Source organism: Streptomyces sp. ADMS, assembly GCF_033441795.1.
Classification (GTDB): domain Bacteria; phylum Actinomycetota; class Actinomycetes; order Streptomycetales; family Streptomycetaceae; genus Streptomyces.
This window is the reverse complement of record NZ_JAVFVX010000048.1, coordinates 13,516-31,609: the sequence shown is the minus strand read 5'-3', so window position 1 is coordinate 31,609 and position 18,094 is coordinate 13,516. Positions and strand designations below refer to the sequence as shown.

At 70.3% G+C, this 18,094-nt stretch carries 15 protein-coding genes and 2 pseudogenes; 10 read left to right on the top strand and 7 right to left on the bottom strand.

Annotated elements, in window-relative coordinates; genetic code table 11:
- Window positions 1-21: 21 nt before the first annotated feature.
- Both RB628_RS21575 and mshA read right to left on the bottom strand, forming a co-directional pair.
- Complete coding sequence (locus tag RB628_RS21575; protein WP_318322141.1) at window positions 22-519, bottom strand: YbjN domain-containing protein; 498 nt, start codon at window positions 517-519, stop codon at window positions 22-24.
- Complete coding sequence (mshA, locus tag RB628_RS21570) at window positions 512-1,816, bottom strand: D-inositol-3-phosphate glycosyltransferase (protein ID WP_412180702.1); 1,305 nt, start codon at window positions 1,814-1,816, stop codon at window positions 512-514. The genes RB628_RS21575 and mshA overlap by 8 nt, the downstream gene beginning before the upstream one ends.
- A gap of 222 nt (window positions 1,817-2,038) precedes the next feature.
- On the opposite strand from mshA, the gene RB628_RS21565 reads away from it, so the two are divergent.
- The 3 genes from RB628_RS21565 to RB628_RS21555 all read left to right on the top strand — a co-directional run bounded on the left by RB628_RS21565 (window position 2,039) and on the right by RB628_RS21555 (window position 6,201).
- On the top strand, window positions 2,039-2,887 hold the full coding sequence (locus RB628_RS21565; RefSeq protein WP_412180701.1) for a class I SAM-dependent methyltransferase: 849 nt from the start codon (window positions 2,039-2,041) through the stop codon (window positions 2,885-2,887).
- Window positions 2,888-3,439: 552 nt separating this feature from the next.
- Complete coding sequence (locus RB628_RS21560) at window positions 3,440-4,519, top strand: NlpC/P60 family protein (RefSeq protein WP_318322140.1); 1,080 nt, start codon at window positions 3,440-3,442, stop codon at window positions 4,517-4,519.
- A 311-nt stretch (window positions 4,520-4,830) separates the two neighbouring features.
- Window positions 4,831-6,201, top strand: a complete 1,371-nt coding sequence (locus RB628_RS21555) for a fused response regulator/phosphatase (RefSeq protein WP_318322139.1) — start codon at window positions 4,831-4,833, stop codon at window positions 6,199-6,201.
- Between the two features lie 23 nt (window positions 6,202-6,224).
- Here the strand turns inward: RB628_RS21555 and RB628_RS21550 are convergent, their stop codons facing one another.
- The 3 genes from RB628_RS21550 to RB628_RS21540 all read right to left on the bottom strand — a co-directional run bounded on the left by RB628_RS21550 (window position 6,225) and on the right by RB628_RS21540 (window position 8,003).
- Window positions 6,225-6,563, bottom strand: coding sequence for a DUF2516 family protein (locus tag RB628_RS21550; protein WP_318322138.1), 339 nt, complete (start codon window positions 6,561-6,563; stop codon window positions 6,225-6,227).
- Between the two features lie 163 nt (window positions 6,564-6,726).
- Window positions 6,727-7,425: a hypothetical protein gene (locus tag RB628_RS21545; RefSeq protein WP_318322137.1), complete on the bottom strand. Its 699-nt coding sequence runs from the start codon at window positions 7,423-7,425 to the stop codon at window positions 6,727-6,729.
- A gap of 86 nt (window positions 7,426-7,511) precedes the next feature.
- The gene (locus RB628_RS21540; RefSeq protein WP_318322136.1) at window positions 7,512-8,003 is read right to left on the bottom strand and encodes a helix-turn-helix transcriptional regulator; all 492 of its coding nucleotides are present in this window, start codon (window positions 8,001-8,003) and stop codon (window positions 7,512-7,514) included.
- A gap of 218 nt (window positions 8,004-8,221) precedes the next feature.
- Between RB628_RS21540 and RB628_RS21535 the strand changes: the two genes are divergently transcribed.
- From RB628_RS21535 to RB628_RS21510, 6 genes and pseudogenes are all read left to right on the top strand, one after another.
- On the top strand, window positions 8,222-8,740 hold the full coding sequence (locus tag RB628_RS21535; RefSeq protein ID WP_318322135.1) for a hypothetical protein: 519 nt from the start codon (window positions 8,222-8,224) through the stop codon (window positions 8,738-8,740).
- Window positions 8,737-9,204, top strand: a complete 468-nt coding sequence (locus RB628_RS21530; protein WP_318322134.1) for a GNAT family N-acetyltransferase — start codon at window positions 8,737-8,739, stop codon at window positions 9,202-9,204. The genes RB628_RS21535 and RB628_RS21530 overlap by 4 nt, the downstream gene beginning before the upstream one ends.
- A gap of 273 nt (window positions 9,205-9,477) precedes the next feature.
- The gene (locus tag RB628_RS21525) at window positions 9,478-10,008 is read left to right on the top strand and encodes a helix-turn-helix transcriptional regulator (RefSeq protein ID WP_318322133.1); all 531 of its coding nucleotides are present in this window, start codon (window positions 9,478-9,480) and stop codon (window positions 10,006-10,008) included.
- A gap of 10 nt (window positions 10,009-10,018) precedes the next feature.
- The gene (locus RB628_RS21520; protein ID WP_318322132.1) at window positions 10,019-10,429 is read left to right on the top strand and encodes a VOC family protein; all 411 of its coding nucleotides are present in this window, start codon (window positions 10,019-10,021) and stop codon (window positions 10,427-10,429) included.
- A 61-nt stretch (window positions 10,430-10,490) separates the two neighbouring features.
- Window positions 10,491-12,890: an excinuclease ABC subunit UvrA gene (locus tag RB628_RS21515; RefSeq protein ID WP_318322131.1), complete on the top strand. Its 2,400-nt coding sequence runs from the start codon at window positions 10,491-10,493 to the stop codon at window positions 12,888-12,890.
- Between the two features lie 139 nt (window positions 12,891-13,029).
- Window positions 13,030-13,365: pseudogene (locus tag RB628_RS21510) on the top strand (hemerythrin domain-containing protein); the annotation flags it as partial.
- Window positions 13,366-13,725: 360 nt separating this feature from the next.
- Here the strand turns inward: RB628_RS21510 and RB628_RS21505 are convergent.
- Both RB628_RS21505 and RB628_RS21500 read right to left on the bottom strand, forming a co-directional pair.
- Window positions 13,726-15,903, bottom strand: coding sequence for an aminoglycoside phosphotransferase family protein (locus RB628_RS21505; RefSeq protein ID WP_318322130.1), 2,178 nt, complete (start codon window positions 15,901-15,903; stop codon window positions 13,726-13,728).
- Window positions 15,904-15,992: 89 nt separating this feature from the next.
- A complete protein-coding gene (locus RB628_RS21500; RefSeq protein ID WP_318322129.1) occupies window positions 15,993-17,126 on the bottom strand; it encodes an aminoglycoside phosphotransferase family protein in 1,134 nt (377 codons plus the stop codon).
- A 292-nt stretch (window positions 17,127-17,418) separates the two neighbouring features.
- Between RB628_RS21500 and RB628_RS21495 the strand changes: the two are divergent.
- A pseudogene (locus tag RB628_RS21495) lies at window positions 17,419-18,090 on the top strand (HAD family hydrolase); the annotation flags it as partial.
- Window positions 18,091-18,094: the final 4 nt, after the last annotated feature.

Here is an 18,094-nt window from a genome sequence, read left to right as displayed (position 1 = left end):
CGGGTTCAGTCCGTAGCGGGTTCAGTCCGCAGGACCGGGGCGCCGGGTGAGGTGGGCGAACGCGTCCAGGTTGCGGGTCGGCTCGCCCCGGGACACCCGCCAGGCGTACTCCTTGCGGATCGCCGACGCGAAGCCCAGCTCCAGAAGGGTGTTGAAGCCGCCGTCGGCCGCCTCCAGGACCGAGCCGAGCAGACGGTCGATCTCCTCCGGGGTGATCGCGGACAGGGGGAGTCTGGACGTCACGTAGACGTCGCCCAGACGGTCCACCGCGTAACTCACGCCGTACAGCTTGAGGTTGCGTTCCAACAGCCAGCGGTGGACGCCCGCCTCGTTCTCGTCGGGGTGGCGGATCACGAAGGCGTTGAGTGACAGGGAGTGCTTGCCCACCAGGAACGAGACCGTCGTCGAGAGTTTGCGGGTTCCCGGGAGTTTCACGACGTAGTTGCCGGGCTTCGGGCTCTCCCAGTCCAGTTCGGCCTCGGTGAGAACCTGCTCGATGATCGACGCCGCATCAGCCATACAGCGAGCGTACGCGACGCCTGTGGGCCTGCATCGCGGCCGTGTAGACGTCCCCCGTGGCGGCGGCCGAGGCGTCCCAGCCGAAGCTCTGCGCGTGCCGGGCCGCCGCCGCGCCCATCCGGGCGGACAGGGTCTCGTCGTCGGCGAAATCACGCAGCACCCGCGCGTAGGCGGCCGGATCGTGGCCCTGTACGAGGAATCCCGTACGACCTTCGTCGACCGCCACCGGGAGACCGCCCACCGCTGCCGCCAGCACCGGTGTGCCCGCGGCCTGCGCCTCTATGGCGACCAGGCCGAACGATTCGCTGTAGGACGGCATGACCAGGACGGAGGCCGCCCGGAACCAGTCCGCGAGCTGCTCCTGGCCGACCGGCGGACGGAAGCGTACGACGTCCGCGATGCCCAGGCGGGCGGCGAGCTTCTGGAGGCCCTCCGGTTTGGCCAGGCCGCTGCCGCTCGGGCCGCCGACCACGGGGACGACGATTCGGGAGCGCAGCTCGGGGCGCTCGTCCAGGAGGACGGCGACCGCGCGAAGCAGCACGTCGGGGGCCTTCAGGGGCTGGATGCGGCCCGCGAAGAGGGGGATCAGGGCGTCCTGCGGGAGGCCCAGACGGGCGCGGGCGGCGGCGCGGCCGTCGGCCGGGGAGAAGCGGTCGAGGTTGACGCCCGGGTGGACGACGGCGACCTTGCGGGGGTCGGCGTCGTAGTGCCGTACGAGTTCGTCGGCCTCTTCGGCGGTGTTGGCGATGAGGCGGTCGGACGCGGCCACGACCTGCATCTCGCCGATCACGCGGGCGGCGGGCTCGGGGTCGTCGCCCGTGGCCAGGGCGGCGTTCTTGACCTTGGCCATGGTGTGCATGGCGTGCACCAGGGGGGCGCCCCAGCGCTCGGCGGCGAGCCAGCCGACGTGGCCGGAGAGCCAGTAGTGCGAGTGGACGAGGTCGTAGTGGCCGGGGCGGTGGCCGGCCCAGGCCTGCATGACGCCGTGGGTGAAGGCGCACAGCTGGGCGGGCAGGTCCTCCTTGGGCAGGCCCTCGTAGGGGCCCGCGTCGATGTGGCGCACGAGGACGCCGGGGGCCAGCTCGACGGCCGGGGGGAGGGCGGCCGTGGTGGCCCGGGTGAAGATCTCGACCTCGATGTTGATCGCGGCGAGGCGCTGCGCGAGCTCGACGATGTAGACGTTCATACCGCCGGCGTCGCCCGTGCCCGGCTGGTGGAGCGGGGAGGTGTGCACGGAGAGCATGGCCACGCGGCGGGGCCTGCGGCGGCGGCCCAGCAGGCCGATGTACTGGCTCACGTGGCGTTCCTCCTCCTCGGCCCCGAATCTGCCCACTCTGTCCTTCTCTGCCCACTGTGTTCTGCTCTGCTCCGGCTCACCGCGGACCACTCACCGCGGATCACCCTTCACAGAGCTCCGAAGGGTCAACGCCAGGAGCGGGCGACTCATTTCCCCTTTGCCGAATCATTACCATTTACCGCTCAACCGTTCGATACGTCACCGCCCCTTACCCTCGTACCCATGGCTCCCCGCGCATCGGCCCTCCCCCGCTCCCGGCTTCGCCCGAGTGGGGGGACCTCCGTCGTGGGAACGGTGACGCGCGGCACCACCAACCCCAATCGCCTGCGCCGTATGGACCGCTGGATCGCGGCCACGCACGGCGCCGCCCTGCGCCGCGCCCCCTCCCCCGTCGCGGTCGACCTCGGGTACGGCGCCGCGCCCTGGACGGCCGTCGAACTGCTCGCACGGCTGCGTACCGTGGCGCCACACGCGCGCGTGGTCGGCGTCGAGATCGAGCCGGCCCGGGTCGCGGCGGCGAAGCCGTACGAACGCGAGGGGCTGGCCTTCCGGCACGGCGGCTTCGAGATCCCGGTCCAGGAGCGGCCGGCGCTGATCCGCGCGGCGAACGTGCTGCGGCAGTACGAGGAGGCCGCTGTCGCCGAGGTCTGGGCGCGACTGTGTGCCCGGCTCGCACCGGCGACCGACGTCCCCGGGGGCGGGCTGCTCGTCGAGGGGACGTGCGACGAGATCGGGCGGCGGCATGTGTGGGTCGCCCTTGGGCCCGAGGGGCCGCGCACGGTCACCTTCGCCGCCCGGCTCGGCTCCCTGGAGCGCCCCTCCGACCTCGCCGAGCGCCTCCCGAAGGCCCTCATCCACCGGAACGTCCCCGGCGAACCGGTGCACGCCTTCCTGCGCGACTTCGACCGCGCCTGGGCGGCCGCGGCGCCCTACGCCTCGTACGGGGCTCGCCAGCGCTGGATCCGGGCGGTGCGGGACCTGACGGCGGACTGGCCGGTGACGGACGGGGCGGCGCGGTGGCGCCAGGGGGAAGTGACCGTGGCGTGGGGGGCGTTGGCGCCCCGACGCTGAGCCGCGGGCCGGTCGGTTCGCCGGCCCGGGGCTCGACAGCTCGACAGCTCGACGGCTCGGCAGCCCGACAGCCCCGGAGGCTCGCCGGTTCGCCGGCCCGGCGGTTCGGGGCTCGACGGTTCGGCGGTTCGGCGGTTCGGGGCTCGACGGCCCGGCGGACCGTGGCGTGGGCAGCGTTGACGCCCCGACACTGAGCCGCGAACCAGTCGGTTCGCCAACCCGGGGCCCGACGGCTCGGCAGCCCGACAGCCCGGCAGCCCGGCAGCCCCGGAAGTTCGCCGGTTCGCCGGTTCGCCGGCCCGGCGGCCTGCGTGATTGGCGCTGGCTCACCGGCTTTTCAGGCCTTTCGGGTGCCTCGAACTGGTCGCGGATCGCGGGCAACGATCTCCCTGCGCCGTTCGTCACACATGCGGGGGAAGCGGGAAGGGCAGGCAACTCGGGCGTCCGGGGCGGGAGGTCTGTTTCTTTCTGCGGTGACATGGCACGATCCCCCGAGCGCCCGTAAGTTACTGACGGTTAATCAGGCAGGCAAAAGGTTCGGGGGTACGGGGAATGGGAACCGGCAAGCGCAGTCTGGTCGCGACAGCCGTGGGGCTGGTCTGCGCGGTCACCGTCCTGGGCGGTGCCGGCACCGCCTTCGCGAGCCCGGCACCGACCCCGACGCCCACACCGACCCCGAGCGTGACGCTGCCGCCGAACAGGGACCTGGAAGCCGTACGCAAGAGGCTGGAGCGGCTCTACCACGACGCGGCGGTCGCCACGGACGCGTACAACGCGGCGGAGGAGCAGACCGAGCGGCAGTCCACCGAGATCGTCGAGCTGGCCCGGGAGATCGTCAGGGGGCAGGAGCGGCTCGCCGAGTTGAAGGACCGCGCGGGCGCCGCGGCCCGCGCCCAGTACCGCTCCGGGGGCCTGCCGCCGGAGGCGCGGCTGTGGCTCAGCGACGACCCGCAGGCGTGGCTGGAGGGTGTCGGCCGGGTCCGGCAGGGCCAGAAGGCGACCAAGGGCCTGCTCGCCGAAATGACGCGCACCCAGCAGGACTTGGAGCAGTACGCGCAGGACGCCTCGGCCCAGTGGAAGAAGCTGGACACGAGCCGGAAGGCCAAGGCCGCCGCCCAGAAGAAGATCAAGGAACAGGTTGCGGCAGCCGAACAGCTGGAGTCCCAGCTGGAGAAGAAGGAGAAGGAACGCCTCGCGGAGCTGGAGCGCGCGGCGGCCTACAAGGCGCAGACGTCCTGGCTCGGTTCCGGCATCCTCGACGAGCTCAACGGCAAGGCGACGGCGCAGGGCAAGAAGGCCGTGGAGTTCGCGACGGACCAGATAGGCAAGCCGTACGTGTGGGGCGCCGAGGGTCCGGACTCGTTCGACTGCTCGGGGATGACCTCGGCGGCCTGGGCGGCGGCCGGCGTCCCCATTCCGCGCACCTCGCAGCAGCAGTGGGCCCAGCTGCCCCGCGTCGACATCCAGGACATGCGCCCCGGCGACCTGATCGTCTACTTCGACGACGCGAGCCACATCGCGATGTACGTGGGCGACGGCGCGATGGTGCACGCTCCGCGGCCGGGGCGGACGGTGACGATCGCGGGGGCGGGGTCGATGCCGATACTCGGGGTGGTCCGGCCCACCGTCTGAGCCCGGGCGACTCATCGCGTACGGCACTTTCCACGCCGTACGGCACATTCCGCACAACGCGTGACACGCCCCACGTGACTCACCGCACGCGCCGGCTCCCGCGCACCTCGTGGGGACGTGACATTCGTCATTCGCGGGCGGGCAACCCCGTGCCCAAGTGCGTTGCGGAGCAAGGCATATGACACCGGCGCCAGCGCGTCGACGCGCCGCCAACCATTCCGCTGCGGCCCCGTCAACCGCTATGGTCCCGGTCGATGGATCGAGACCCCTCGCCCATCGTGCCCTCGGGGGGAGGGAAGGAACCCACGACGATGCCCGTACCCGTACCGCGGCAGAGACCGATCCCGGCCGTGGAAAACGGTCAGGCGCAGGCCCCGGCCATGCCCGGAGCAGGCCCCGCAGGCACCCCCGGCCCCGGCCCCACAGGCACCCCCTCCGGCGAAGCGGCTCCGCGCAGGCAGACGGCCACCGGCACCGACGCCGCCACGCCTCTGACCCTGCTGCTGATCCAGGACGACCCGGGCGGCTCGCCCGTCGTGCCCGAGCTGCTCGACTCCACGGGCAAACCGATCCGTGTCCGCACGGCCCGCAACCTCACCGAGGCCGAGCGGCTGCTCACCGACGACGTCCACTGCATCCTGCTGGACCTCGCGCTGCCCGCGCCCCACCACGCCGAGGACGGCAACGACGACGAGCTGGCGGTACTCAAGCACGTACTGCGGCTCGCGCCCCGGCACGCCGTCCTCGCGCTCACCGCCTCCGGCGACGCCGAGCGCGGTGCGGAGGCCGTGCGCGTCGGCGCCCAGGACTACCTCTTCCGCGATGAGCTGGACGGCCGGCTGCTGAGCCGCGCGATCCGCTACGCCGTGGAGAGGAAGCGTTCCGACAAAGCTGAACGCCGGCTCACCGAGTCCCGGCTGCGGGCCCAGGAGAACGCCCGTCTGGAACGCGGCCTGTTGCCCACCCCGCTCCTCGACGGCTCCTCGCTGCGCTTCGCCGCCCGCTACCGCCCCGGCCGCTCCCGAGCCCTGCTCGGCGGCGACTTCTACGACACGGTCCGCACGCCCGACGGCACGGTCCACGCGATGATCGGCGACGTGTGCGGGCACGGCCCCGACGAGGCGGCGCTCGGCGTGGAGCTGCGCATCGCGTGGCGCGCGCTGACCCTGGCGGGCCTGTGCGGCGACGCGCTGCTGGGCACGCTCCAGCAGGTCCTTGAGCACGAACGCGAGAGCGACGAGATCTTCGCGACGGTCTGTACGGTCGACATCGCGCCGGACGGCCGCAGCGCGGGCCTGTGCCTGGCCGGCCACCCGTCTCCGCTGCTGGTACGCCCGGCACACGTGCCCGGCGAGTCCGCCGTCGTGGCGGACCTGCTGCCGTACGACAACAACGGCCCGGCGCTGGGGCTGCTGCCGGGGGCCCGCTGGCCCCGTACACAGGTGCAGCTCGGGGCCGAGTGGACGCTGATGCTCTACACGGACGGTCTGATCGAGGGACATATCGGTGCCGGCCGGGAACGGCTCGGCCAGGACGGCATGGTGGCGATGATCCGCCGCCAGCTGGCGCAGGGCCTGCGCGGCGAGAAGCTGCTGCGGGCGGCCGTGAGCGAGGTGCGCGAGCTGAACGGCGGGGAGCTGACGGACGACCTGGCGGTACTGCTGCTGGACCGCGTGGCGTAGACCTCGCGGAGAGCAGTCAGGAGTCAGCGACCGCCGTTGTACGGACCGTACGGACCGTCGCTGCTGGAGCCGCCGCTTCTGCGGCTGCGTCCGTCGCCCGGAAGGCCGCGCAGTGCCGGCCGTACGTCGACCATGTACACGATCGTCGCGATCAGGCCGATGATCGGCAGGAACGACAGGATGTTGAAGATCAGGTTCACCACGAAGGCGAGCGCGAGGACGATCAGCCAGAACGGCTTGGTCTTCTTGTCCGCCGCCCGGTAGGCGTCCTCGCGGCGCGTCGCGGCGTCGATCAGCGCGAAGCCACTGAAAAGGATCAGGGCAACACTCAACAGCCACAAAAACCCTGCGAACCCCTGCATCAGCACAACGTCCACCACCAAGCTCGGTCAGTTCGTATGTGCGGTCACCGTACCCGCAACCGCAAACCCGCTACCCGCACAACGGGCCGGGCACGCATGGAGTGCCCGGCCCGTCCCTGTACACGGTGTTTCACCTGTTCGGCTCTGCCTGTCCCGCCTCGGCCTACTTGGCGGGCGGAGTCGTCTTCTTGGCGGCCGGCTTACGGGCGGCCGGGGCCTTCTTGACGGCGGCCTTCTTCGCCGGGGCGGGCGCGACCTTGGCCTCAACCGGGACCGGGACCGGGGCCGGCGTCGTCTCCTCGGTCGCCGTCCTGACCTCGACCGACTCAGCCTTCGGCTCGCCCTTCGGCTCGACGGCGATGGCCAGTTCCTCGATCTCCTCGGCGGCCTCGCCGCGCCAGGTCCGCACGGTCTGCTCGCCGTGCTCGGCGACCTTCTCGTAGGTCTCGCGCGCCTTCACGGCGTACTCGGCGGCGACGCCGACACTGCGCAGGGCGAGGTCCTGGGCGCTCTCACCGAGCTTCTTCAGGTCGGTGTCGATCGTGGAGCCGAGCTTCTTCAGGTCGCCGTCCAGCGTGCTGATGAACTCGCCGACCTTGGTCTGGATGGTCTCCTGCGCCTCCTTGGCGCGGCTGGCGGCCTTCTCCTGCGCCTCCTTGGCGCGGGCGGCAGCCTTCTCCTGAACCACCTTCGGGTCGGTGCCGCGTACGGCGTCGATCCGGGCCGGCGCCTCGGCACGCAGCTGCTCGACCAGGCCGGGCACCTTCCTGGCCTGCTGAAGGGCGAGGTCGGCGGTACCGGCGGCGAAGTAGAGCGGCGTGGGGTCGCTGAAGGTCTTGCGCAGGTCGTCGGTGATGGCCATGGTGATGGTCCTCCCGGGTTGCTTCGGACTGAGGGTTTGGGGTTGCCGCGTGCGTCGGGCCGGTCTCGACTGGTGGATCCGGTGCGTCAACTGGCCGTCTGTTGCGGGTCGGCGTCGCTGCCGGCGCCTATGTCTGTATCCGTATCCGTATCCGCATCTGTCCTACTGCCCGGAACGTCCGGCACAGGGACGTCCGTTGAGGTCGGGGGGCTGTCCGGATCGGCGATCTCGAACCCGTTCTCCTTGCGGAAGGACTCGTAGATCTGCAGCAGCACCTGCTTCTGCCGTTCGTTGAGCGTGGGATCGGCGAGGATGACCGCACGCGTCTCCACGTCGTCCCTGTCACGCTCGGCGTCCAGAATCCCGGCCCGCACGTACAGCGTCTCGGCGGAGATCCGCAGCGCCTTGGCGACCTGCTGCAGTACCTCCGCGCTCGGCTTGCGCAGCCCGCGCTCGATCTGGCTCAGATACGGATTGGACACCCCGGCGGCATCGGCGAGCTGCCTGAGGGACAGCTGCGCGGTGCGCCGCTGTTCGCGCAGGTACTCACCAAGATTGCCGACGTTGAGCGATGCCATGCCTCTACCTTGCCGCACCCTTGCTAACTATTGCAAGCGCCTGCTTGCAAAAGTGCGCTACGCCACGTTCGGGGAGCGTCCGCGCTTAAGCGCTGTCCTGTCTCTGCGATGTGCAGGCAGTCCCGCCTTTCTGTAGGCATGTGCAGCTCCGTCTCGGTCATGTGTCGGCAAGTTCCGGAGAGGGGTCCGGTCGAGAACGCGCACTGCATGATGGACGAATGAGTGATCGCGACGAACTGCCAGCGGCAGTGGACACGGAAGCACTGCTCACCCTGGCCCAGGGGCACCACGAACGCACCACACGGACTGCAGGCACCCGAGAGGCCAGCGGCCACTTGGTCAAGACCTACTTTCTTCAGGCACCAGGCCGCACCGTGACGGAGCAGGACATCGCCGCCGCCCTGCGGATCACCGCGGCACACCTGGAACTCGGCCGCACTCGCGGGTCACTCGGGCTCGCTGTCCTGATCATGCACGCCGGCGGCGACGGCGACTACGTCCTGGTCCACAGCTGGATCGAGGGGCACATGTCCGACCTGGCCATCTTCACCGGACCAGCCGGGCACCCCGACCAGCTCCGCCCAGGCCGCACCGGCCTTGCCCCCTGTGTCTGGGAAGCCGCCATCCTGGCCCATGAACGCGACGCATTCTCACGGCATGTCCTCGACGGCAGCGGCCCGATCACAAACCGCCTGACCGCCTGGGGCGCGGACACCCTGACGGGAAGCGTCCGGTGAAAAGTGCCCCGAACGTGCGGCATGCACGCCCCGACGATCTGCCGCGGATCGCCGAACTGGCTGCCGAGCACGCCGCGTACGAACAAGCCGCACCGCCCTCACCCGACCTCGCGCAGCGACTCAAAGCCCTGCTCTTCGCCACCCCGACACCACGGCTGCGCTGCCTGGTGGCAGAGCTGCCTGGCGGCGAGGTCGTCGGCTACGCCACCTGCGCGCCCGAACTCTCCACCTGGGAGGGCCGCGAATACCTCCACATGGACTGCCTCTTCCTGAACTCCGGCAACCGAGGCTCAGGCCTCGGTGCACTGCTCATGGACGCCGTGACGGCAGAGGCGCACAACCTCGGCCTCACCGAGATCCAGTGGCAGACCCCCGTCTGGAACGAAAAAGCCGTCCGTTTCTACGACCGCCTCGGCGCGGACGCCAAGGCGAAACTCCGCTATCGCCTCACAGTTCCAAACTGACCTGGCCGGACTCCTGGCACCGGCGCACCGGGAAGCGATCTTCAAAGCCCACCCCAGAGGAAGCCGCCTACGGTTGAGCGGGACGTGAACCACCAACCTGTCCCACTCAACCGTAGGCACCGCAGGTCAGAACCTCGCCCTGCCCACAGTTGTCTGGGACAGGACAGTCACGTCCCGTCCCGTCCACGGCGGGCCGACCGCCGGAACGGCCCCCGGAACGGCCCCCGGAAAAAGACCCGGACCGGCCCCGCAGCCCGGTGGTACCGTCGCGGAATGGACCCGCAGGAGCTCGCCGACCTCGCGCATCTGCGCCGGGCACGGGATCTGATCGACCGGGAGTACGCGCGTCCGCTCGACGTGCCGACGATGGCCAGGCACGCGCTGATGTCCCCGGCGCACTTCTCGCGGCGATTCCGGGCGGCCTACGGCGAGACGCCGTACAGCTATCTCATGACCCGCCGGATCGAGCGGGCGATGACGCTGCTGCGCGGCGGCATGAGTGTGACCGACGCGTGCATGACCGTCGGCTGTACCTCGCTGGGCTCGTTCAGCTCGCGGTTCACCGAGATCGTGGGAGCGACGCCGAGCACGTACCGCAGCCGGGAGCACGACGCGGTGACAGCGATGCCCGCCTGCGTGGCGAAGGTGTACACGCGGCCCAGCAGAAACGCGCAGGGTACGGACGCCCCTGGCGCGGGCGGCCCCGGCCCGGACGCCCTGGACACGGACGTTCCGAGCGCATCCGTACCGGCCGGTGACATGCCGAGCAGGATCGGAGAAGCGAGCGGTACGGCCGCCGCCTAGCGTTGACGGCATGAACATCTCACTCCAGTACTGCCACATCACCGTCAACGACCCCGACGAGTCGCTCGCCTTCTACCGCGACGCGCTCGGCCTGGAGGTACGCAACGACGTCGCGTCCGGCGGATTCCGCTGGGTCACCCTCGGCAGCGCCGCGCAGCCCGACCTCGAACTGGTTCTCTCCGAGCCGCACGCGGGCCGCTCCCCGGCCGACGGCGACACCCTGCAGGAGCTGCTCACCAAGGGCGTCATGCCGATGTTCGTCTTCCGCACCGACGATCTCGACGCCATGTTCGAGAAGGTACGGGCATCCGGTGCCGAGGTGCTCCAGGAGCCCATGGACCAGCCGTGGGGCCCGCGCGACTGCGCCTTCCGCGACCCCTCGGGCAACCTCGTGCGCATCTCGCAGGCGCCGAAGGGCTAGGGAACGGCCGGCCCTGCCACCGGCGTCAGCCTGAAGACACCCAGACGGAGACGGAGACACCATGAGCAGGACCCCGAGGAAGAGCTCGCAGCCGGACACGCCGCACGGTGCCGACAGCCACGATCTGATCCGTGTGTACGGCGCGCGCGAGAACAACCTCAAGGACGTCAGCATCGAACTGCCGAAGCGGCGGCTGACGGTGTTCACCGGTGTCTCCGGTTCGGGCAAGAGCTCGCTGGTGTTCGACACGATCGCCGCGGAGTCGCAGCGGCTGATCAACGAGACGTACAGCGCGTTCGTACAGGGGTTCATGCCGACGCTGGCGCGGCCCGAGGTCGACGTGCTCGAAGGGCTGACGACCGCGATCATCGTCGACCAGCAGCGGCTGGGCGCCGACCCGCGCTCCACGGTCGGCACCGCCACCGACGCCAACGCGATGCTGCGCATCCTCTTCAGCCGGCTGGGGGATCCACACATCGGGCCGCCCAGCGCGTACTCCTTCAACACCGCGTCCGTCCGCAGCAGCGGTGCGATCGCCGTCGGCAACAAGAAGGCGGTGAAGGCGACCTACAACCGCACCGGCGGTATGTGCACGCGCTGCGAGGGCCGGGGCGCGGTCTCCGACATCGACCTCACCCAGCTCTACGACGACTCCAAGTCGATCGCCGAGGGCGCGTTCACCATCCCCGGCTGGAAGTCGGACAACGTGTGGACCGTGGGCATCTACGCCGAGTCGGGCTTCCTCGACCCGAACAAGCCGATCCGCCGGTACACCAAGAAGGAGATGCAGGACTTCCTCTACCGCGAGCCCACCAAGGTCAAGGTCAACGGCGTCAACCTCACCTACGAGGGGCTGATCCCCAAGATCCAGAAGTCGTTCCTGTCCAAGGACAAGGAGGCGATGCAGCCGCACATCCGGGCGTTCGTGGAGCGGGCGGTCACCTTCACCACCTGCCCCGAGTGCGAGGGCACCCGGCTCAGTGAGGGGGCCCGGTCGTCGAAGATCGGCAAGATCGGCATCGGTGACGCCTGCGCGATGGAGATCCGGGACCTGGCCGAGTGGGTCCGCGGCCTCGACGAGCCGTCGGTGGCGCCGCTGCTCACCGCGCTCCAGCACACCCTGGACTCGTTCGTGGAGATCGGCCTCGGCTATCTCGCGCTGGACCGCGCCTCGGGCACCCTGTCGGGCGGCGAGGCACAGCGCGTCAAGATGATCCGCCACCTCGGCTCCGCCCTCACCGACATCACGTACGTCTTCGACGAGCCGACGATCGGCCTGCATCCGCACGACATCCAGCGCATGAACGACCTGCTGCTGCGGCTGCGCGACAAGGGCAACACCGTGCTCGTCGTGGAGCACAAGCCCGAGGTGATCGCGATCGCCGACCACGTCGTCGACCTCGGTCCCGGCGCCGGTACGGCGGGCGGCACCGTCTGCTTCGAGGGCACCGTCGAGGGGCTGCGGACCGGCGGTACCGTCACCGGCCGCCACTTCGACGACCGGGCCGCCCTCAAGGAGACGGTGCGCAAGCCCACCGGCAAGCTTCCGATCCGCGGCGCGACGAAGCACAACCTCCAGGGCGTCGACGTCGACATCCCGCTCGGGGTGCTGTGCGTCGTGACCGGCGTCGCCGGGTCCGGCAAGAGCTCCCTCATCCACGGGTCGCTGGTCGAGACGCGGGGTGCCGTCGGCGAGGGTGTGGTGTCGGTCGACCAGACGCCGATCCGTGGCTCCCGGCGGAGCAATCCGGCGACGTACACCGGACTGCTCGACCCGATCCGTACGGCGTTCGCCAAGGCCAACGGTGTGAAGCCGGCGCTGTTCAGCGCCAACTCCGAGGGCGCCTGCCCCACCTGCAACGGCGCCGGCGTCATCTACACCGACCTGGCGATGATGGCCGGCGTGGCCACGACCTGCGAGGACTGCGAGGGGAAGCGGTTCCAGGCGGCGGTGCTGGAGTACCGCCTCGGCGGCCGGGACATCAGCGAGGTGCTGGCCATGTCGGTGACGGAGGCGGAGGAGTTCTTCGGCGCGGGCGACGCGCGTACACCGGCCGCGCACCGCGTCCTCGACCGGCTCGCCGACGTCGGCCTCGGCTACCTCAGCCTCGGCCAGCCGCTCACCACCCTGTCCGGCGGCGAACGCCAACGCCTCAAGCTGGCCACGCACATGGGCGACAAGGGCGGCGTGTACGTCCTCGACGAGCCGACGACCGGCCTCCACCTCGCCGACGTCGAGCACCTGCTCGGCCTGCTCGACCGGCTCGTCGACTCGGGCAGGTCGGTCATCGTCGTCGAGCACCACCAGGCGGTCATGGCCCACGCGGACTGGATCATCGACCTCGGCCCCGGCGCGGGCCACGACGGCGGCCGGATCGTCTTCGAGGGCACCCCGGCGGACCTGGTGGCGGCCCGCTCGACGCTCACGGGGGAACACCTGGCGGGGTACGTGGGCGCCTGACTCCGGGGTTCGGCACGCACAGCAGCCACAGCACCCCTACCGAGGCGGTGCTGTGGCTGTGGCTGTCCTACGCCCACAGCCACCCCTCAAGGAGCGCGAAGTCAGCGTCGCGCAGCCCATGACAAGGATCGACCCCGCACCCCTCGGGGCGCAGTTGCGGGCCAACTGCCTCACCTTCTGCGCGGGGCTGCACAATCACCACTCCGGCGAGGACATCGGGCTGTTCCCCTTCCTCGCCGACCGCCACCCGCAGTCGGCCCCCGCCCTGGAGCGCCTGCGCACCGAGCACCAGCGGATCGCCGACCTCGTCGAGCAGCTGCGCCGGGCTCTCGCCGGCGCGGACGGGAACGGAAACGCCGGCCCGGCGCTCGTACGGGCGGAGGTCGAGCGCCTCAGCGTCGAACTCGAAGCCCATCTCACCTATGAGGAGGAGCAGTTGCTCCCGTTGCTCGACCTCGCCGAAACCACCGGCTGAGCAACCGTGGGGGGCGCCTTCGGCGAAGGCGCCCCCCACGGTCACCACGTGCCGCGCTCAGAACGGCAACGGCCGCCCGTGCACGACCACCAGCCGTGACACCGCCCGCGTCAGCACCACGTACAGCCGGTGTGGTCCCCGCCCCTATCGCGTTGCCCACACCCGTCGTTCCCGCGGCGGCGATCTCCGCGACGGACACCGCGTCGAAGCCGTTCGCAAGGAAGAGCCGGATCGCGATGTCGGACGCGTTCTGGTCCGTCCGTTGCTCCTTGCGCTCGCGCAGCCCGATCTCAGCCATGGGCGCGAGCCTGCGCACCACCGCACCGGCACCGGAAAACGTGCCGGAGGCGCGGGCACGGACTAGTTGGGCAACGCCCGCCGCAGATACGGGTTGGCCGTGGGCCCCGGCACCAGGTTCAGCCTGGTCAGCGCGGTGTCCAGGGTCCGTTTGACCGACGCCACCGCCCGGTCGACGTTGGGTGCCTCCAGGTCGGTGCGGGTGACCAGGCGGTCCAGGTCGACATATGCGGAACGGACGGTCTCCAGGCGTTCGTACGTGGGCCGGTCGCGGCGCCAGTCGCGGGTGTAGTGCGCCGGCAGGGTGCGTTCCCAGCGGCGCAGCATGCGGTGCCACATGACGGGACGGGAGCGGGTGAGGTGCTGGTGGCGGATCAGGTCGTACAACGGGTCGCCCACCATCGCCAGCTCCCAGTCGATGACAGCCAGAGCGAACCTTTCGTCGTTCAGGCGTACGAGGTTCCAGGGGTGCAGGTCGCCGTGCAGAAGGGTCGGGGTGCGCGCGGCGGTCTGGTAGCGGGACAGGATCCGGCGGAGGCGCTCGGGGTCGGGCAGGCCGTACTCCTCGGCGAGGCGGCGCGACCTGTCCGGCAGGGACTCGACCATGCCTACGAGCCGATCCGTCAGCCGCTCGTAGAAGCCGTAGGGGGTGGCCGTCGGGTCGAGGCCGAGGTAGTCGACCTGGGTGAGTTCGCAGAGCTGGTCGACCAGGTCGTCGGCCTCGTGCGGCCTGAGGCCGTCCACCGGATGCTCCGGCGGTGCGCCGCCGTCGCCCCGACCGACGTACGTGTGCAGGGCGAAGGAACCCGCCAGGCCGTCGCCGTCCTCCCCCAGGGCCAGCAGCCGCGGAGCCGCCACACCGACGCCGGCGCGCTCGATGTGCCGGAGCACCAGGTGCTCGGGCAGCACTCCCTGTTCACGCCGGGGGCAGCGGCCCTCGGTACGACGGCGGACGACGACCGGGGCGCATCGGCCGGCCACCCGCACCACCGAGTTCACGTATGCCGTGCCCCTGCGCACGGCGCGGGCGGGCACCGAGTGTTCGGCGAGGAGCGCGTCGGTGACATGGGCGTGGGTGAAGTCGTCCCGGTAGGGGTGGCCGCGGCCGGGCCGCCAGTCTGCGGACTCCGTCGCGCGACCGCTGCCGATCGGCCTGCCGCGCCTGAAGCGCGTCCACCGGTCCAGTACGTCCGCGATCTCCGCCGGGTCCGGAACGTTCCGCAGGGCGAGCGGGCCGGCGGCGGCGGTCAGGGCCCGGTGCACCTGGTGCACGGCGTCCGCCAGGTGCGGCCGGTCGAAGGACTTCTCCAGTTCGTGCGCCGCGCGGATCACGTCGGGGTACACGGACTGGGCCCGTTCGAAGTCGAGGTAGTGGGACAGGTCCTCGTGCAGCCCGCGCACGGACGTCGGGCTCGTCCGCAGCATCATCTCCTCCCACGTGGCGATCACCTCCTTCTCCTGGTGCTCGGGGTAGCGCGTGCGGACCAGGTGGACGGCGAGATCGTGCAACGGGTCGCCGTACGTGGCGAGTTCCCAGTCCACGACGCGCACCGGCGGGTCGGGGACGAACGGAATGATCACGTTGCCGCGGTGCAGATCGGCGTGCAGGAGGCTGTACGGCCGGGAGGTCATGGCGGGCAGCCGTGCGGCCAGCGCCGTCAGACCGTCGTCGGGGATGCCCAACGCCCGGAACAGCGGGCCGTAGGCAGGCACATTGGCCTGCCGGATGTCCCGGTCGGCGAGTCCGGCGAGGTGCCGCAGGAAGGCCCGGCTGTCGCCCTCCTTCGGCCAGTTGGCGGGCAGCCGGGGCAGTGCGTCGCGACGCACCAGCGCCAGCCGCGCCAGTACTCCGGTCATCGCCGCGATCAACTCGCCGTCGACGGAGGTGCCGTCGCGGTGGAACGCGGCCAGCGACGCGCCCGGCGCGAAGGTGTACAGCTCGGACTCGCCCCAGTCCTCCATCAGACACGTCGGCGCGCCACGCACAACGTCCTTGATGGCGACGAGGATCGCGGCTTCCTCGCACGGCCAGGTCTTGACCGTCACGCTCGGCACGCCGCGCCTGGGTATCCGGACCATGACCTCCGTCCCCTCCGCGAGGGGTACGAGCCGGGCCATCTCCGGGGTGAGAGGGAGAACGAAGTTCAGATTGTGTTGCCCGTTGTACGGCGTCCCGTTGTTGCGGGCCAGTTCCACGAACTGGCGGTACACGGTGGGCTGCCGGGCAGAATGTGCGCCCAATGGAGTTCCTGTGCTCAGCGCTCCGAACGAGGGGCCACTGACGATAGACCACGGCTGTGGCCCATGGTGCCGAAGTCACTCGACCGAGCTCACGAGAAGGAGATTTTCCTTTTCCGCCCGTCCCGTTCCCGCTGCCAGCGCACAAGCGCTTTCCCCACATGCCGAATAGTCGGTACGCCGGTGAGCCCCAAGGGCTCCGCCGCACCCAGCAGAGCCTTGTGCACCTTCGAGGCCTCGCGATACAGCAACGCCCAGTTGAACCTCGTACCGGACACCAGGATCTGTGTGGCCCGGATGGAATCGGTGAACACGGACTGCGCGCGCTTGAAGTCCATGAGTTTCGGGAGGTCCTGTTCCCAGTTCTTCGCGCTGCCCGGCCTGATGTCCTCGGCGAGGGAACTCCACCGCTCGGCGAGAGAGTTCTGCTGCGGTTCCGGATATCGCATCAGATAGAGGTGCGTGGCCAGGTCGTAGAGCGGGTCGCCGAACATCGCCAGCTCCCAGTCGATGGTCCAGAGCCGGCCCGTACGGTCCAGGATGAGGTTTTCTCTGTGGAGATCGGCGTGGAGCAGGCAGAACGGTCGTTCGGTCAGGTCAGAAACGTTCTTCCTGAGCCTCTTGAAGGAGTCCTCGTCCACGCCGAGCGCATCGAAGAGCGACTTGAAGTCCGCCAGATTCTGCCGGTACACACGGTTCTCGGCGAAGGCGATGAGCCGTTCCAGGAATTCCGAACTGTCGGGGTCCGTGGCCCGGTCCTCCGGCTTGCACCCGCGTTTCGTGCCGAGGGTGTCCGCAGTGATGGCGAGCATCTGCCCGAAGAGCTCAAGGAGCTGGTCGACCACCTCGTCGGGGACCTTCTGGCCCGAGCGGTGGCGCGCGCCCAGTGTCGAGCCCTCGATGAACCGCTGCAACCTCATGTCCCCGGCCTCGACGAGCTCGGAAATGCCGTCGACGCGCCCCTGGAGATCTGCCAGCAGCTGCTCCTCCGAGACGAAGCAACGCCGGTCGAACCAGAGCGGGTTGTCGCGCGGCTCACGCACCTTGCCGCGCAGCCGACGGCCGTCCGCGCCCACTCCGGGAAGCGGGATCACGTGGGTCACATGGTGGTAGCCCTGGAGCGTCTCCTCGGCCGCGCTCACATCGGGACCGATCACCTCGGCGGCACTCGCGGGGGCCGCATCGGCTGCTCGCTCCGGAGCCGGAGACACTCGTTCGGCTGACATCGCCCGCTCTCTTGCCTGAGGACGCGTGGGAATCCGTGAGGACCCTCCTCCCCCACCGGAACCCGCGGGGCCCTTTCGTGGCACCCCTCGTGACCCGCACCGACGATCGCGCACCGGTGAACCCACCGGTCCCACATCCGTGGTGGAGGAGTGATGCACGGTACTCCTCCGTGAATGAGCATGTTGCCAGAAGCGATCCTCCCGACCGCACGGTCCCCGCCCCCGGCCCCCGCCCCGGACGATTGAGCACCCGGGGCGCGCCCGACGTACATTCCGACGAACAAGGAGACTCATGAGCGGCGCCCCGAGTGACCCCCGCGCCCAGGACCCGGACCGGCTGCGCGCCCTGTTGCGCGGCACGCACGCGGTGCTGATCGACTTCGACGGCCCCGTCTGCGACCTGTTCGGCGGCACCTCCACCGCGCCCATCGCCTCCGAGGTCAAGGCCCGGGCGGCCCGGGCGTGGCCCGGGACCGGGCTGGACGAGGACGTCCGTGACTGCGCCGACTCGCACGGCATCCTCCGCCGGCTCGCCGCCATGGCGGACCGGCACGCGCCCGCTCTCGACGGACCGCTCGACTGGGCGGACGAGATCGTCGAGAAGCACGAGTACGCCGCCGTGCGTTCGGCCCGGGAAACAGCCGACGCGAGCCTTCTCGTCAGAGCGCTGCACGCCCTCGGGAAGCCGCTGGCGATCGTGAGCAACAATGCGGAGGGCCCTGTACGCGAATACCTTGAACGGGTCGGCCTGCTGCGGCATTTCGAGGCGGTCTGCGGGCGCGATCCGCACAATCCGCGATTGATGAAACCCCATCCGGATTCGATTCGGCGGGCGTTACGACTGCTTGGTGATCCGGCACCGGAACAAAGCCTTCTGATCGGCGACCAGTTGACCGATCTGACGGCCGCCGACACGGCGGGAGTGCGTTTCCTCGGTTTCACTCCGTACGGAGAACGGGCCCGCGAAA

Excerpts from the sequence above, each read along its gene's own strand:
- RB628_RS21575 (WP_318322141.1), bottom strand. The coding sequence starts at position 519 with ATGGCTGATGCGGCGTCGATCATCGAGCAGGTTCTCACCGAGGCCGAA.
- RB628_RS21565 (WP_412180701.1), top strand. The coding sequence starts at position 2,039 with ATGGCTCCCCGCGCATCGGCCCTCCCCCGCTCCCGGCTTCGCCCGAGT.
- RB628_RS21560 (WP_318322140.1), top strand. The coding sequence starts at position 3,440 with ATGGGAACCGGCAAGCGCAGTCTGGTCGCGACAGCCGTGGGGCTGGTC.
- RB628_RS21555 (WP_318322139.1), top strand. The coding sequence starts at position 4,831 with ATGCCCGTACCCGTACCGCGGCAGAGACCGATCCCGGCCGTGGAAAAC.
- RB628_RS21550 (WP_318322138.1), bottom strand. The coding sequence starts at position 6,563 with ATGCAGGGGTTCGCAGGGTTTTTGTGGCTGTTGAGTGTTGCCCTGATC.
- RB628_RS21545 (WP_318322137.1), bottom strand. The coding sequence starts at position 7,425 with ATGGCCATCACCGACGACCTGCGCAAGACCTTCAGCGACCCCACGCCG.
- RB628_RS21540 (WP_318322136.1), bottom strand. The coding sequence starts at position 8,003 with ATGGCATCGCTCAACGTCGGCAATCTTGGTGAGTACCTGCGCGAACAG.
- RB628_RS21535 (WP_318322135.1), top strand. The coding sequence starts at position 8,222 with ATGAGTGATCGCGACGAACTGCCAGCGGCAGTGGACACGGAAGCACTG.
- RB628_RS21525 (WP_318322133.1), top strand. The coding sequence starts at position 9,478 with ATGGACCCGCAGGAGCTCGCCGACCTCGCGCATCTGCGCCGGGCACGG.
- RB628_RS21520 (WP_318322132.1), top strand. The coding sequence starts at position 10,019 with ATGAACATCTCACTCCAGTACTGCCACATCACCGTCAACGACCCCGAC.
- RB628_RS21515 (WP_318322131.1), top strand. The coding sequence starts at position 10,491 with ATGAGCAGGACCCCGAGGAAGAGCTCGCAGCCGGACACGCCGCACGGT.
- RB628_RS21500 (WP_318322129.1), bottom strand. The coding sequence starts at position 17,126 with ATGTCAGCCGAACGAGTGTCTCCGGCTCCGGAGCGAGCAGCCGATGCG.